General features: G+C 68.6%; 13 protein-coding genes. 5 read left to right on the top strand and 8 right to left on the bottom strand.

Annotation, left to right across the window (positions count from 1 at the left end; genetic code table 11):
* Positions 1–11: 11 nt before the first annotated feature.
* The 7 genes from RPIT_RS02655 to RPIT_RS02680 all read right to left on the bottom strand — a co-directional run bounded on the left by RPIT_RS02655 (position 12) and on the right by RPIT_RS02680 (position 9301).
* Positions 12–1082 carry a YihY/virulence factor BrkB family protein gene (locus tag RPIT_RS02655; RefSeq protein ID WP_077340354.1) on the bottom strand — a complete coding sequence of 357 codons (1071 nt, stop codon included), beginning with the start codon at positions 1080–1082 and terminating at the stop codon, positions 12–14.
* Positions 1083–1293: 211 nt separating this feature from the next.
* Positions 1294–2337, bottom strand: a complete 1044-nt coding sequence (locus RPIT_RS02660) for a 2-oxoacid:ferredoxin oxidoreductase subunit beta (protein WP_077340356.1) — start codon at positions 2335–2337, stop codon at positions 1294–1296.
* On the bottom strand, positions 2337–4208 hold the full coding sequence (locus RPIT_RS02665; RefSeq protein ID WP_226996318.1) for a 2-oxoacid:acceptor oxidoreductase subunit alpha: 1872 nt from the start codon (positions 4206–4208) through the stop codon (positions 2337–2339). Before RPIT_RS02665 ends, RPIT_RS02660 begins: the two co-directional genes overlap by 1 nt.
* A 203-nt stretch (positions 4209–4411) precedes the next feature.
* On the bottom strand, positions 4412–5887 hold the full coding sequence (locus RPIT_RS02670; RefSeq protein ID WP_077340358.1) for a hypothetical protein: 1476 nt from the start codon (positions 5885–5887) through the stop codon (positions 4412–4414).
* Positions 5888–5911: 24 nt separating this feature from the next.
* On the bottom strand, positions 5912–6085 hold the full coding sequence (locus tag RPIT_RS14880) for a hypothetical protein (protein ID WP_157633328.1): 174 nt from the start codon (positions 6083–6085) through the stop codon (positions 5912–5914).
* An 85-nt stretch (positions 6086–6170) separates the two neighbouring features.
* Positions 6171–7943, bottom strand: coding sequence for a DEAD/DEAH box helicase (locus RPIT_RS02675; protein WP_077340359.1), 1773 nt, complete (start codon positions 7941–7943; stop codon positions 6171–6173).
* The gene (locus tag RPIT_RS02680; protein WP_077340361.1) at positions 7940–9301 is read right to left on the bottom strand and encodes an SWIM zinc finger family protein; all 1362 of its coding nucleotides are present in this window, start codon (positions 9299–9301) and stop codon (positions 7940–7942) included. The genes RPIT_RS02675 and RPIT_RS02680 overlap by 4 nt, the downstream gene beginning before the upstream one ends.
* A 68-nt stretch (positions 9302–9369) precedes the next feature.
* On the opposite strand from RPIT_RS02680, the gene RPIT_RS02685 reads away from it, so the two are divergent.
* The 4 genes from RPIT_RS02685 to mptB are packed head-to-tail and all read left to right on the top strand — an operon-like array spanning position 9370 to position 12067.
* Complete coding sequence (locus tag RPIT_RS02685) at positions 9370–9774, top strand: NADH-quinone oxidoreductase subunit B (RefSeq protein WP_077340363.1); 405 nt, start codon at positions 9370–9372, stop codon at positions 9772–9774.
* Positions 9752–10267 carry an NADH-quinone oxidoreductase subunit C gene (locus tag RPIT_RS02690; RefSeq protein ID WP_162274474.1) on the top strand — a complete coding sequence of 172 codons (516 nt, stop codon included), beginning with the start codon at positions 9752–9754 and terminating at the stop codon, positions 10265–10267. Before RPIT_RS02685 ends, RPIT_RS02690 begins: the two co-directional genes overlap by 23 nt.
* Positions 10264–10575 (top strand): 4Fe-4S binding protein, encoded by a 312-nt coding sequence (locus tag RPIT_RS02695; protein ID WP_077340367.1) that lies wholly within the window; start codon positions 10264–10266, stop codon positions 10573–10575. The genes RPIT_RS02690 and RPIT_RS02695 overlap by 4 nt, the downstream gene beginning before the upstream one ends.
* Entirely contained in the window at positions 10568–12067 is a 1500-nt protein-coding gene (gene mptB, locus RPIT_RS02700) for a polyprenol phosphomannose-dependent alpha 1,6 mannosyltransferase MptB (RefSeq protein ID WP_077340369.1), read from the top strand. Before RPIT_RS02695 ends, mptB begins: the two co-directional genes overlap by 8 nt.
* Here the strand turns inward: mptB and RPIT_RS02705 are convergent.
* Complete coding sequence (locus tag RPIT_RS02705) at positions 12055–12936, bottom strand: exodeoxyribonuclease III (protein ID WP_077344174.1); 882 nt, start codon at positions 12934–12936, stop codon at positions 12055–12057. The two genes, mptB and RPIT_RS02705, sit on opposite strands and share 13 nt — an antisense overlap.
* A gap of 69 nt (positions 12937–13005) precedes the next feature.
* On the opposite strand from RPIT_RS02705, the gene RPIT_RS02710 reads away from it, so the two are divergent.
* On the top strand, positions 13006–13887 hold the full coding sequence (locus RPIT_RS02710) for an alpha/beta fold hydrolase (RefSeq protein ID WP_077340371.1): 882 nt from the start codon (positions 13006–13008) through the stop codon (positions 13885–13887).
* Positions 13888–13917: the final 30 nt, after the last annotated feature.

A 13917-nucleotide genomic window follows, 5' to 3' on the forward strand; every position in this document is an offset into this window, starting at 1 on the left:
GCCCAGCCTAGTCAGCTTTTCGACTCGTCCTTCTCGTCCGGGTCGGAGGAGGCCCCGGCGGTCAGCCGCAGCTCGCGGGCCTCCGCGACGGCCTCGCGAGCCTTCTTCTGCTTCTTGATGGCGGCCTTGTCGTCGCGCATCGGCAGCTGGATCTCCTTCTCGGCGGCGATCCCGCCCTGCAGCTGCCGGCCGCGCTCCAGCTCGGCGTCGATCTCGGCCCCGAAGAGCAGGACGCTGTTGATGATGTTGACCCAGAACAGGAAAATGATGACACCAGCCAGGGTGCCGTAGGTCTCGTCGTAGGAGCCGAAGTTGCTGACGTAGAACGCGAATGCGAGCGAGGCCAGGATGGTGCCGATGATGGCGATGCCGGCGCCGATCGTCAGCCAGCGGAACTTGGGCTGCTTCACGTTGGGAGTACCCCAGTAGAGGATGCTCACGATGAGGATGACGATGACCAGGAGGATCGGCCACTTCGCGTAGTTGAACACCGTCAGGGCGGTCTCGCCCAGGCCGATCAGGCTCCCGATGCTCTCGGCCAGGGGACCCGACACGGTGATGAGCACGAGCACCAGCGCGAGGAGGGCCAGCATCCCGGCGGTGAGGGCGTACATGCTCGCGTTGAACTTGACGAAGCCGCGACCCTCGGGAATCTCGTAGATGCGGTTCATGGCGCGGGAGAAGGCCTTGACGTAATTCGAGGCCGTCCACATGGCCACCAGAAGGCCGAGGATGAGACCTATGCCGGGCGCCGGGGTCTCCAGCAGCGACTCCATGACGGGCATGATGACGTCGAGTGCGTCAACGGGGATGGCTCCGCGGTCCTGGAGATCGGTGATGAGGTTGCGCAGCAGATCGCCGCTCTGACCGAACAGGCTGAGGATCGACACCAGCGCGATGATCGCCGGGAACAGCGACAAGACCGTGTAGTACGTCAAGCCGGCAGCCGCGTCCGACAGGCCGTCGTCGCCGAATTCCCGCGCGGCATTCTTGAACACGAACTTCCAGCTCGGCGGCTTGATGTCGGTCGGGCTGTCGGGCTTGCTCGAATGCTCCGGATGTGGCGTGCTGGTGGTCGACATGCATAGCTCCTAGTCAGTGGCGTTCGTCTCCACTATAGGGGGTCCGGCCTGCCAGGTCGCTGAGCTTGGAGGCGCTTCCTCCCGCTTCGATCCCCATGGTGCCGGAGGCTCGCCCTGAGATAATGCGCCTCGAGGACGCTCTGGGTCCCTGGCGCGTCATTTCTTCAGGACGAAAGTGAATCGCCTGACGTCACTCGGGCCGATCGCTCGCCTAGGCGGGGCGTTCGTGTGCTTCCCAGGTGGCCGACCCGGCGATCACCGACTTGAGGGCCGCCTCGGTGTCGTCGGCCTTCACCGCCGCGATCTGGTCGCGGACGAGGTCGTCGTAGGTGGGGCGCTCGACGCGGCGGAAGATCCCGATCGGGGCCTGCCGCAACACGCCCGGCTCGGTGAGCCGGGACAGGGCGAAGGCCTGCGAGGGGTCCGTCCGAGTCTCGTCGTGCACCACGATGTGGGAGGGGTCGACGTCAGCCGTCGGGGCGACCCGGATCTCTCCCTGCGCATCGCGGATGACGCAGTATTCGCCACCGCCGAAAACGATGGGTTCCCCGTGGCGCAGCGAGATGAGGACGCCGTCGGGACCCTTGAGTGTCGCGAACGCGTCGTCGTTGAAGATGGGGCAGTTCTGGTAGATCTCCACCAGCGAGGCTCCCCGGTGCTCTGCCGCAGCCGTCAGCACCTCGGCCAGGTGCTTGCGATCGGAGTCGATCGTGCGCGCCACGAAGGTCGCCTCCGCCCCGAGAGCCAGCGAGACCGGGTTGAACGGCGTGTCCAGCGAGCCGTAGGGAGTCGACTTGGTGACCTTCCCCAGCTCGGACGTGGGGGAGTACTGGCCCTTGGTCAACCCGTAGATCCGGTTGTTGAACAGCATGATGGTGACGTTCACGTTGCGCCGCAGCGTGTGCATGAGGTGGTTGCCGCCGATGGAGAGCGCGTCCCCGTCGCCGGTCACCACCCAGACGTTGAGGTCGGGCCGCGAGATGGCCACGCCGGTTGCGATCGACGGCGCGCGACCGTGGATCGAGTGCATGCCGTAGGTGTCGACGTAGTACGGGAAGCGTGATGAGCACCCGATGCCGGAGATGATCACGGTGTTCTCCCGCTTGATCCCGAGGGTGGCCATCATCGACTGGAAGGTCGCCAGGACGGCGTAGTCGCCGCAACCGGGACACCACCGCACCTCCTGGTCGCTGGTGTAGTCCTTCTTGGTGAGCGGCTCCAGGCTGAGCGGCACACCGGCGAGGCCCTGGGTCATCAGTTCTCCTCCTTGAGGGAGTCAATCTCGGCGTTCAGGTCCACCTCGAGCTCGCTGAGCGAGATGGGGAGGCCTCGGACACGCGAGTAGCGGGTGATGTCGACGAAGTAGCGGGCCTGGAGGACGACGGCCAACTGGCCGAGGTTCATCTCCGGCACGATCACCTTGTCGTAGGAGCGCAGCACATCGCCGAGGTTGGCGGGCATGGGGTTGAGATGCCGCAGATGGGCCAGAGCGACGTCGCGGCCACCGAGACGCACCCGACGAGCGGCCGCGGTGATGGGGCCGTACGTGGAGCCCCAGCCCAGCACCAACACCCGGGCCCGCCCGCTGGGATCGTCCACCTCGATGTCGGGGATGTCTGCGACGATCCGGCGCAGTTTGTCGCGCCGGGTCAGCGTCATGAGCTCGTGGTTGTCGGGGTCGTAGGAGACGTTGCCCGTCCGTGCGGCCTTCTCGATGCCGCCGATGCGGTGTTCGAGTCCTGCGGTCCCGGGCACGGCCCAGGCGCGGGCCAGCGTCTCCGGGTCGCGCTCGTAGGGCAGGAACACGTCCTTGCCGTCGGCGCCCTGCCCGTTCGGCCCGGTGGCGAAGTTCGGCTCGATGGGCTCGATGGAGTCGAGGTCGGGCAGCTTCCACGGCTCCGCGCCGTTGGCGAGATAGCCGTCGGACAGCATGATGACCGGGGTGCGGTACTTGACCGCGATCCGACACGCCTCGAGCGCAGTATCGAAGCAGTCGGTGGACGACTTCGCCGCCAGCACCGGCAGCGGCGACTCGCCGTTGCGGCCGTACATCGCCTGGAGCAGATCTGCCTGCTCGGTCTTGGTCGGCATTCCCGTGGACGGGCCGGAGCGTTGGACGTTGATCACGACGAGGGGCAACTCGGTCATGACTGCCAGACCGATCGTCTCGGCCTTGAGCGCCATGCCGGGGCCCGACGTCGTCGTCACTCCGAGGGATCCACCGAATGAGGCGCCCAGTGCCGCCCCGACGGCCGCGATCTCGTCCTCGGCCTGGAACGTCATGACGCCGAGGTCCTTGCGGCGCGAGAGCTCGTGCAGGATGTCCGAGGCGGGGGTGATGGGGTAGGAGCCGAGGAAGAGTTGGAGCCCGGCCTTGTGCGCGCCGGTGATGAGGCCGTAGGCGGTGGCGAGGTTGCCTGAGATCTGGCGGTAGCGCCCCTCCGGCATCGGGGCGGGGTCGACCTGGTAGCGAACCTCGAAGGTCTCGGTGGTCTCGCCGTAGGCGTGCCCGGCCTTGAACGCCGCTATGTTGGCGTCCCGGATGGTCGGATTCTTCGCGAACTTCTCGGAGAGGAACTTCAGCGTGCCCTCGACGGGCCGCGAGTAGAGCCAGCTCAGGAGGCCGAGCGCAAACATGTTCTTGCTGCGCGACGCGTCCTTCCGGCTGAGATCGAACTCGGCGACGGCGCCCGTGGCTAGACCGGTCAGGTCGAGGGCGTGCACCGAGTAGTTGCCGAGCGACCCGTCTTCGAGCGGATTGTGGGCCCAGCCGATCTTCGCAAGGTTGCGCTTCGTGAAGTCGGCGGTGTCGACGATGATGACCCCGCCCTTGCGCAGGTCGCGGAGGTTCGCCTTGAGGGCGGCCGGGTTCATGGCCACCAGCACGTCGGGCGCATCCCCGGGGGTGACGATGTCGAAGTTCGCGAAGTGGAGCTGGAAGCTCGACACCCCTGGCAGGGTGCCCTGGGGCGCGCGGATCTCCGCGGGGAAGTTCGGCAGCGTCGCGATGTCGTTGCCGAAGCTCGCCGTCTCCGCGGTGAAGCGGTCGCCGGTCAGCTGCATGCCGTCGCCGGAATCGCCGGCGAACCGAATCACAACTCGATCGAGGGAGAGCTGATCAGCCACGTGTGGGTACCTCAGGGTTCCTAGAGAGCATCGTGGCCATTCTAGGCACCCGACCTGAATCCATCGATTCCCCGCTGCCAGGCGCCGTCCTGCAGGAAGCCTGACGTGGTCGATCAGGCTCACGGCGGACTCGGTCCGGTGCTGCGACTACGCGACCGCTCGGCGGATCCAGCCCAGCGAACGGGCTGCTCGCTTGCCCCGGGTCAGCGGCTGGCCACCACCGCGATGAGGCTCAGTTGCGACTGAGAGGTGGCCTTGAGCGAGTAGAGGCTCGTCTCGAGGCCGACCATGCCCACGAGCCGCCCGTCGTCGTCGATCACCTGGAGGGTCTGATTGACGTGGCCGCCCGCCCGCGCGGGCATCGTGTAGTCGGCAGTTTGAGTGCCGGCCTGCTTGCAGGCGTAGGACGACGCGTCGGTGCACAGGCCGTGGCGCTCGGCCACCAGCGGACTCACCATGTGATGCCACGCCATCTTGCCGTCGCTGCCCAGCGGGCAGAGGTAGGAGTGCCAGCCATAGTCGATGCGGCTCCGCACCGCCGGCTCGGTGGCGATACAGCCCGGGTTGCCCTGCGTGGGGACGTACTGGCGGAACCGGAAGTACTGGGGGTGGCCCGGCAGGGCTGAGCTGCCCAGCGACTGCACCCACAAGGACTTGTCAGCACCCCCGGCGGGAGAGGGGAACAGCGCCTGGTTGACGTGGGCCGGGTTGACGGAGCGCGGCGGTAGCCACTCGGCCAGCTGCTGGACCAGCGGTGCCAGGGACTGGCCGACGGTGGGTGCAGTGGTGGAGCCGAACAGGAAGCCGATCGAGTTGATCGCCCCCGGATGTGTGTGGGCCGACAGCCGTAGTTCGCTGTACGCCCGTCCCGGGTCGGAGGCATCGAGGTAGGTCTCGGTGACGGAACTGCCCTCGAAGAAGAGCTGGATCCGGTTGCCCGTCGCGCCGGAGGAGGCGTGATATGTGCCGGTCCGCACGGTCGGCGCGCCCAGGAAGGTGCGCGCCGCGCGTACGTCGCAGGCGCCGGGTGGCAACGGGGGCAGTCCGATCGACGCGCGGTCGGCGGTCTCCCTGCTGCTCGTGACGCACCCTGAGGGAAGGTTCGCGAGGGTGGCGCGGAACTGGCCGAAGTCGTATTCGCCAGCGGCCATGTCCATCGAGTACGTCCAGTAGTTCTCCCGGAACGTGCCGACCTTCCCGCCCGGATCCAGCTCGATGTTGGACAGACGCGCGTGGCCCTTGGCCTGCGTGCCGACGTTTGCCTGGGTCACGATGAGGCCCAGCCGGAAGTGCGTCCGGCCCTGGAGGAACGACGGCGCCTGCGTCATCGGGGGAGCGGTCGGGTAGCTCGGCGGTGCGGTGCTGCCGAAGCGGACCATGCTGTTGAAGATCTCTTTCGTCACCCACCGGTACCCGGAGCCCGAGGCCTCGATGACCGAGGCGACGATGACCGAGGCGACGATGAACGAGCGGCAGCCGCCGTTGCCGGTCAGCGGCGTGTCGCACTCCGTGCGCCAGGTGCGTCCATCGGTGCCGGTCCAGGTGGCGGCTCCGCCCACCTTCCCGTAGGCGGCCAGCGGGTTGGTGGTCCACAGGCCGCGCGGGGAGGCGGCATAGGTGAGGTTGTTGAAGGCCCATCCGTTCGAGGCGCTGAACCGGCCACCCTCCTGTCGGATCACCGTCGCCCAGATCTCAGTGCGGCATCACCTCGTCTGCGAGTAGGGCTCGCAGACGGTCCTCCACTGACGCCCGTTGTGGAGGTGTGTGCCCTCGGTGACGTACACGTCGAGCGCCGAGGCCGGAGACTGGGATGAGGGCAGCACCAGACCCGCCACCGCGAGGATTGCGGCCAGCAGGATGACATGGACGTGCTTCATGGAGTGCTCTCCAACTCCCGCGCTCCGATGCGCGCGGCAGCCACCCTATCTGCCCACCCGGTCAAGACCGGTGCCCGCATCTGCGTCAGTCGAGCAGGCCGCGGATGTCGTCGGCGGTCAGCGGGGCCGCGACGTTGGCGGCGCGCCCGACCACGGCGTCGAAGAGGTGTCGCTTGGACTCCTGCAGCGCCATGACCTTCTCCTCGATGGTGTCGGCCGCCACCAGCCGGTAGACGTTGACCGGCTTGTCCTGGCCGATGCGGTGGGTGCGGTCGATGGCCTGGTTCTCGGCGGCGGGGTTCCACCAGGGATCGAGGATGAAGACGTAGTCGGCCTCGGTCAACGTGAGCCCGAACCCGCCTGCCTTGAGGCTGATGAGGAACACGGGGTCGGTCCCGCCGCGGAACTCGGAGATCCTGCGGGCCCGGTCGCGGGTGCGTCCGTCGAGGTACTGGTAGCCGATCCCCTCCGCGTCGAGGCGTTGCTTGACCAACGCCAGGAAGCTCGTGAACTGGCTGAAGACCAATGCCCGGTGCCCCTCCGCGATCGTCTCGGCGAGCATCTCGATCAGCGCGTCGACCTTGGCCGACACGACCGGGTAGCTCGCGTCGACCAGCGCGGGCGACAGGCTGAGTTGGCGGAGCATCGTCAGCGATCGGAGGATCGTGATGCGGTTCTGGTGGAGGTCCGAGACGAGCCCGAGGACCTTCTGTCGCTCCCGGGCCAGGTGTCGGTCGTAGATGCGACGGTGCTGGGAGGACAGTTCCACCGGCACCAACTGTTCCTGCTTCTCGGGCAGTTCGGTGGCGACGGCCGACTTGGTGCGCCGCAGGATCAGGGGACGGATGCGACGGTGCAGGCGTTCCAGCGCGGTGGCCTCGCCTGACTCGATCGGCTTGCGGTACGCCTCGGTGAACGCGCGGGGGTCCGGGAAGAGCCCCGGCGCAGTGATCGAGAGGAGCGACCACAGGTCCATGAGGTTGTTCTCCAGCGGGGTGCCCGTCAGCGCGATCTTGTGCCGCGCGCGGAGCTTGCGCACCGCCTGGTAGGCCTTCGAGGAGTGGTTCTTGACGAACTGGGCTTCGTCCAGGAGCACCGTGGACCAGGCGATGTCCCTGTAGTCGTCGGCTTCCAGCCGGAGCAGGGTGTACGACGTCAGGACGATGTGGGCGTCCTGGATGGCTTCGCCGAGGTGTGCGCCGCGCCGGGCGCCGGTCTCCGTAATGATGGCGACGTTGAGATCCGGAGCGAACGCCGCAGCCTCCGCGGCCCACGTGCCGATCACCGACGTGGGCGCCACGACGAGAACCGGGGCCTCCAGCTCGTCCGCCTCGACGGCCGACTGGATCAGAGCCAACGCCTGCATCGTCTTGCCTAGGCCCATCTCGTCAGCCAGGATGCCCCCGAGCCGCGAGCGCCACAGGAACCGCAGCCACTCGAATCCGGTCTGCTGGTAGGGGCGGAGTTCGGCGCGGAGCCGCTCCGGCGGGTCAACCGCGGGTAACTCGTCGACGTCGAGCAGCGCAGCCACCGCCGACTGCCACGCCGCAGACTGTTCGGCGACGACGCCGAGCGCGCTCAGCTCCTCCCACAGGCCGGCGTGCTCCGGCCGCAGCCGGAACTGGCCGGGGCCATCCTCCTCGACCATCGCGCGGGCCTCCGCGACGAGGGTCTTCAGCTGGGTCAGCTCCGGGCTGTCGAGGGAGAACCAGGTGCCGGAATCCAGCAACAGGAACTCGTCCCCGGCGCTCAACGCACTGAACAAGGCCAGGAAAGGTACCTCCTCGCCGTCGACGGTGACGGTGACATCGAGGTCGAACCAGTCCCCAGTCCGGGAGTCGCCAACCGTCAGGCTCACCTGGGGCGCCTCGTCCGCCTCCCGGAACTCGGGGGCGTGCCGGAGACCTCAAGCGCAACATCCTCACGACGCTCCAACGCGGGGAGGCCGGATGAGACGAAGTCGATGAGTTGACGCCCGCTCAGCCGGACGGTGGCCAACGACTCGCCCCAGGGCCCGTCGCGGAGAGAGTGGGCGAGTAGCTGCTCCTCGTGGGGCTGGCGGACCGGAGGATCCTCGTTGGTGGGGATCAGGCCCACGTCGTGGACCTCCGCCCCGACGCGATAGCGGTAGCCCCAGCTCACGGTGGCGTGCAGCGCGTCGAACGTGATCCGCGCGAGCGCCCGGACCGGCTCCACCGTGGGCAGGTCGATGCCGTCGGCCACGTGGACCGAGAGCCGTCGGCTCAGGTTGGGCAGGAAGGCGGACGCGAAGACGGGAAGATCGGACTCGGGCACGACCACCTCACCGGTCCCGAAGAGTGCGTGCTCCGCCTCGCCCAGTGCCACGCGCAGGGGACCCAGGAGGAGACAGTCGTCGAGCCGCAGCGCCACACCGTGGGCCGGATAGCCGAGCAGGGAACGGGTCGACGGCGGGAGCTCCTCACCATCCACCTCCAACAACGGCAACACGCGGGCACCGTCGTTAGTCTCATCGACGCGAATCACCGCGGTGACCGGGTGCTCGGCCAGGCGGACTGGCGGCAGAACTCGGCCGCCGAGGTCGTGACCCGGGATCAGCTCGACCCCCGCCCGCACCGCGTCGGCCAGGTGGCGCCACCCGTCAACCCGCATGCGGTCGAGCGCGAAGGTGCCCCCGCCCGTCGCGCCACCGAAGCGGTCGGCCTGCCTCGTCTCGAGGAGTGCGAGCAGGGCTGTGCGGTGTTCCGCGTGGAAGACGACCGGTGAGGTTCTGACGTCATCCCAGGAGGCGCCGGACCGGATCCACGGCTCACGATTGCCGGGGCGGAGCGGGCGCAGCGTGAATCCCTCGACGGTCTGATCGACCGACAGCGCCAGCGGAGTGCGGCCCGTCGGGGCCGCGGACGGTGCGAACCGGGACAGGGCGCGCCTCCAGTCGGCACCGGCGGTGCTGTCGCGCATGGTCACCAGCAGCGCGACGGCATGCTTGCAGTTCCGTCCGACCGGGCAGGAGCAGTAGCTGTGCGGTGTGCCGTCGTGGGTGCGCCAGAGCGTGGTCTCGTAAGTGCGCATCGCGTTGCCGCGGACCGTCGCCCTGGCTCCATCCGCGGTCGTACTGACGCTGGTGACCCGGTTCATCGCGGCATACTGTCGCCCTCGCACCAGGGTCGCTGCTCCGAACGCCCTCAGCAGGTCGCCGTCGGTGAGCGTGCGCGCCCAGGTGGGGATGTCAGTCATGAAGGGTTGATTCTAGCCCCCCCGCAGGGGGGCGCGGCTTCGTCGCGGTCCGGCGTAGACTGCCGCGCATGCACGCCACAGACTGGTTCGACGACGGCTCGGTCTTCGTCGTCGATGTGCCGTTGGCCTGCTGCGCGTTGGAGACGCAGGCGGCAGCCCAGGGTCGGCGCGCCGTCGATCTCGAGCAGCTACCCGCAGGAGCCGTGGTGGTGGTGACGCTGTCGGGGACGCTCACCACGGCGGCGGTGCCAGCGGTCAGGCATGCGCTGGATCAGCTGCCGGCGGACCCGACGGTGGTCGCCTTCGGAGCGTGCGCCTGCGTCGGAGGACCCTACTGGGACTCCTACTCGGTGGTCGCAGGCGGCGGGCAGATCGTCGACGTCGACCACTTCATCGCCGGGTGCCCGCCTCCTCCTGATGCGCTGCACAGCTACCTGGAGGAGGTGCGTCGTGCCGGTCACGTGGCGGGCTGAGGTCGAGGCGGCGAGGGAGGCTGGTTTCACCTTCCTGGCCAACCTGACGGCCGTGGACGAGGTGGGTCACTCCGACCACATCAGGGTGCTGCTCTGGCTCGAGCGCCCGGACGACGGCGAGCCAGCCAGGATCGAGGCGCTCGTCGATCGAGACCGGCCGTCGCTCCCGGACATCGCCGACATCTTCCCCGGTGCGGCCTGGCTGCAGCGTCAGGTTCACGATTTCTTCGGTGTCGAGTTCAACGGGGGCGACAACCGTCCGCTCATCCACCACGGTGGCGGCGCTCCGCTGCGCAAGGACGTCCTCCTCGAGCAGCGTCAGGAGGTTCATTGGCCCGGGGCCCTCGAGCCGGGTGAATCCGACGCCGCGCCGGGCCGGCGCAAGCTGGTGCCCCCGGGCGTCCCCGATCCGAGCCTCCTCGCCGACCCGGCCGCCACGGCCGCCGACATCGCCCTGTCGGCCACGGGGGCAAGGGTGAGGAGGGTGCGATGATCCACGGCTCCATCCGCCTCATCGAGGACCGCTGCACGTCCTGCATGATCTGCGCGCGGGAATGCCCCACCTGGTGCATCCGGCTCACCTCCCATCAGGAGCAGACGGTGCCCGCCCCAGGGGCCCGACCCCGGACCCACAACGTGCTCGATACGTTCACCATCGACTGGTCGCTCTGCATGTACTGCGGGGTCTGCATCGAGCAGTGCCCCACGGACGCGCTGGAGTGGGGCGATTCGCACGTCCCGTCGGCCGACAGCCTCGTGGATCTGGTGCACCAGCGCGAGCAGCTGGCGCCGGATGCGTAGCCTCGCGTCGGAGGTCGTGCGAGGGCTGGCGCAGGCGGGGCGGACCCGTGCGGTGTGGACAGGCTTCCTGGGCAGCGTCGGCATCCTTATCGGTTCGCTCAGCCCCGCCTACCTGCCGCAGGCGTCCCCGGTGTGGGACACGCTCCGCACGTTCGGCATCGACGGGCCCACCACGCGGTGGATCGGCACCATCGCGACCCTCGTGGGCCTCGCACTCCTCTTGGAGTCGTGGTTCCGGCTGCGGCCGTCGCGACGCCGGGCGCGAGGGCGTCCACAGCTGCGGCACTGGGCGGTGCTGGCGATCGTGTCCGCCCCGCTGCTCCTCGGCCCCCCGATCTTCTCGCACGACGCCTACTCCTACGCGGCGCACGGATGGCTCATCCACAACAACCTCAGCCCCTATCAGGTCGGTCCCGGGATTCTGCCGGGCTACTACGCCGACCAGGTGGCCTGGGTCTGGCGCGAAACGACGGCCCCCTACGGCCCGCTGTCGCTCTGGCTCAGCCACGGCATCGTTCAAGCGGCCGGGTTCGATCCGTTTGTGTCCGCCCTGCTGATGCGGCTGCCGGCGCTCGCCGGGGTCATCCTCATCGGCATCCTCGTGCCGGCCATCGCCCGACGGGTGGGCGCCGATCCGGCGGCCGCCAGCTGGTTCGCGGTCCTCAACCCGATCCTGGTCATCGACTTCATCGGCGGAGCCCACAACGATTCACAGATGACCGGGCTCATGCTGCTCGGCATCTGGCTGACGATGCGGTACCGGGCCTGGTGGCTCGGAGCGCTCGTCATCGGGGTTGCGGCCGCCATCAAGCAGCCCGCGTTCCTGGCGGCCGTGGCGCTGCCGTTCCTCGTCACACCCTGGTCGTCGTGGCGACCCCGGCCTTTCACGATCGCCATGTTCCGGGCGCTGGGATCGCTGGGCCTGTCGGTCGCGGTGTTCGCCGCCATCTCGCTTGGCAGCGGCCTCGGTTTCGGCTGGGTCAATGCGATCAACGTGCCGGGCATGGTCGACACCGTGTCTCCGTTCACGGTGTTGGGGCACCTCGTCCAGTTCCCCTTCAACCTCGCGAGCGGCGACATGACCGGACGCGGCTGGGTGACCACCTTCCGCGGGATCGGGGCCGCAGCCGCAGTGCTTGGCATGATCTACTTCGCCGTGCGCCACCTCGGGCAGCGTCCCTTGACCTTCATCAGTTGGTCGCTGATCTGGTTTGCTCTGTGCGCGCCCGCGATCCACTCCTGGTACCTGCTGTGGGGGGCGGTGCTGTTGCCCATGACGCACCCTTCGCAGCGGCTACTGCGCGGAGCCATCGTCGCGACGGTGGTCCTGCTCGGGTTCAACGCCATGAACTTCGGGCTGCGGAACGGCTGGTGGATGCTCGTCCTGCTGCTGTTCGGCGCCACCTACTGGATCATGCACTCGCACGAGCTCAGCCAGCCGATGGACCCGGACGAGCCGGCGCCCGAGTTGGCGCAGGATCAGAGGCGATAATCCGCCAGCACGGGGGAGTGGTCGCTCATCCGGAGGTCGTAGGTCGCCTCCCTGGCCACCCAGGACGCCGACGCTGAGCGTGCGAGCCGGGGAGAGGCCAGGTGGTAGTCGATCCGCCACCCCGTGTCCTGAGTGAAGGACTGGCCGCGCCACGACCACCAGCTGTAGGGACCGTCGGCTTCCGGGTGCAGTCGGCGGGTCACGTCGACGAGGGTGCGAGGGCTGAGGATCGACGCGAACCACTCCCTCTCCTCGGGGAGAAACCCCTCCGATCGCTGATTGCTGCGCCAGTTCCGCAGGTCCTGCCTGGTGTGGGCGATGTTGAAGTCGCCCATGATGAGGAACTCGCGACCCTCGGCGGCGGCGTCGCGCCGTGATGCGGTGAGCTGGCGGGCCAGCCCCTTCAGGAAGCGCATCTTGCGGCGGTACTTCACCTCCGCGCCGTCGTCGAACGGCCACGCGGCGCCCTTGGGCAGGTAGAGCGAGGCCACCCGAAGCGGTGCGTCGGCGAGGTCCACCTCGAGGTAGCGACCTTCGTCGGCGAAAACGGCCAGATCCCGGTTCACGATGCGCTCCGCGGCCAGCGCCGAGGTCGCCCGATCCGACGCGATTGCGGTGACGGCGCCCGACAACGATCGCACCCGCACCGGCGCTTGGCGCGTCAGGACAGCCACCCCGTTGCGGCCGGCGAGCTGCCCCGCGTCGAGGCTGACGTGGAAGCCCTCGAACGCGTCGAGCGGCAGGTCATCCACCCGGCAGCGCACCTCCTGCAGCGCCACCACATCAGCACCAGAACCGTCCCAGTAGTCGCGGAAGCCTCGACGCAGTGCCGCGCGGATGCCGTTGACGTTATGGGTGCCGATGCGCAGGGTCATGGCGCCCGATGCTACCCAGTGACCTTTTGCACCCAGTGCCCGACGGCGTGGAGGATGGCACCCATGAACGTCCGAAAGACAACAGCGAAGCTCGCCGAACGCGCAGCCCTCGGCGGCATGAAGGCAGGTTTCCGGCTCGGGGAGCGGCTCGCGCCCCGTCTGACGGCCAGGGCGGCCTCCGCGCTGTGGTTCCGCGTGCCTCCGGCGCCACCTCCGACGAAGCGCGATCGAGGGGTTCGTCCGGGCGAGCGTCTGGACATCGCAGTCAACGGACGACCGATCGCGGCCTACTCCTGGGGCGAGGGGCCGACGGTGTTGCTCGTCCACGGCTGGTCCGGGTGGTGGCAGCAGTTGGGTGTCTACGTGGAGCCCCTCGTGGCCGCGGGGCACCGGGTCGTGGCGTCGGACGCACCGGCCCACGGTGACTCGCCCGAGGGCATCTTCGGTCGGGGACGCTCGGGAATGCCCGAACTGAAGGACGCCATCGACGCGGTTGCGCAGTCCGTCGGAGAGGTCCACGGGCTGGTCGCCCACTCGGGCGGCGCCATGGCGGCGTCGCTCGCGGTGGCGGAGGGGCTCGACGTTGCTCGAGTGGCGTTCATCGCCCCCTCGGTGCTTCTCGACGACATCCTGGAGCTGTTGGGAGGGCGACTCGACTGGGGCCCCCGGACGGTCGGCGAAATGCTCGCCGCTCTCGAGCGTGACTACGGTCTCCACGCCGCTGACTTCGACGTGCCTGCGGTGCTGGGCCGGCGTGACCTGCCGTTTCCGCGGGCGCTGTTCGTCCACGACGAGGACGACACTGAGACACCGGTGGCGGGGTCCGATGTCCTGGCGGGCTCGTGGCCCGGCGCGCGTGTCCACCGGACGTCGGGGCTGGGCCACTACAAGGTGCTGTGGGCTGAGCCTGTCGTGCGGGAAGTGACCGAGTTCCTGACGGAGTGACTGCTACTTTCGGATAGGCGGATAAGGGGG

The sequence above is a fragment of the Tessaracoccus flavus genome (genome assembly GCF_001997295.1).
Classification (GTDB): Bacteria; Actinomycetota; Actinomycetes; order Propionibacteriales; family Propionibacteriaceae; genus Arachnia; species Arachnia flava.

Bases quoted from the DNA above. Each gene is read 5' to 3' on its own strand.
- RPIT_RS14880 (WP_157633328.1), bottom strand. From the start codon at position 6,085: ATGAAGCACGTCCATGTCATCCTGCTGGCCGCAATCCTCGCGGTGGCG.
- mptB (WP_077340369.1), top strand. From the start codon at position 10,568: ATGCGTAGCCTCGCGTCGGAGGTCGTGCGAGGGCTGGCGCAGGCGGGG.
- RPIT_RS02660 (WP_077340356.1), bottom strand. From the start codon at position 2,337: ATGACCCAGGGCCTCGCCGGTGTGCCGCTCAGCCTGGAGCCGCTCACC.
- RPIT_RS02680 (WP_077340361.1), bottom strand. From the start codon at position 9,301: ATGACTGACATCCCCACCTGGGCGCGCACGCTCACCGACGGCGACCTG.
- RPIT_RS02710 (WP_077340371.1), top strand. From the start codon at position 13,006: ATGAACGTCCGAAAGACAACAGCGAAGCTCGCCGAACGCGCAGCCCTC.
- RPIT_RS02695 (WP_077340367.1), top strand. From the start codon at position 10,264: ATGATCCACGGCTCCATCCGCCTCATCGAGGACCGCTGCACGTCCTGC.
- RPIT_RS02655 (WP_077340354.1), bottom strand. From the start codon at position 1,082: ATGTCGACCACCAGCACGCCACATCCGGAGCATTCGAGCAAGCCCGAC.
- RPIT_RS02685 (WP_077340363.1), top strand. From the start codon at position 9,370: ATGCACGCCACAGACTGGTTCGACGACGGCTCGGTCTTCGTCGTCGAT.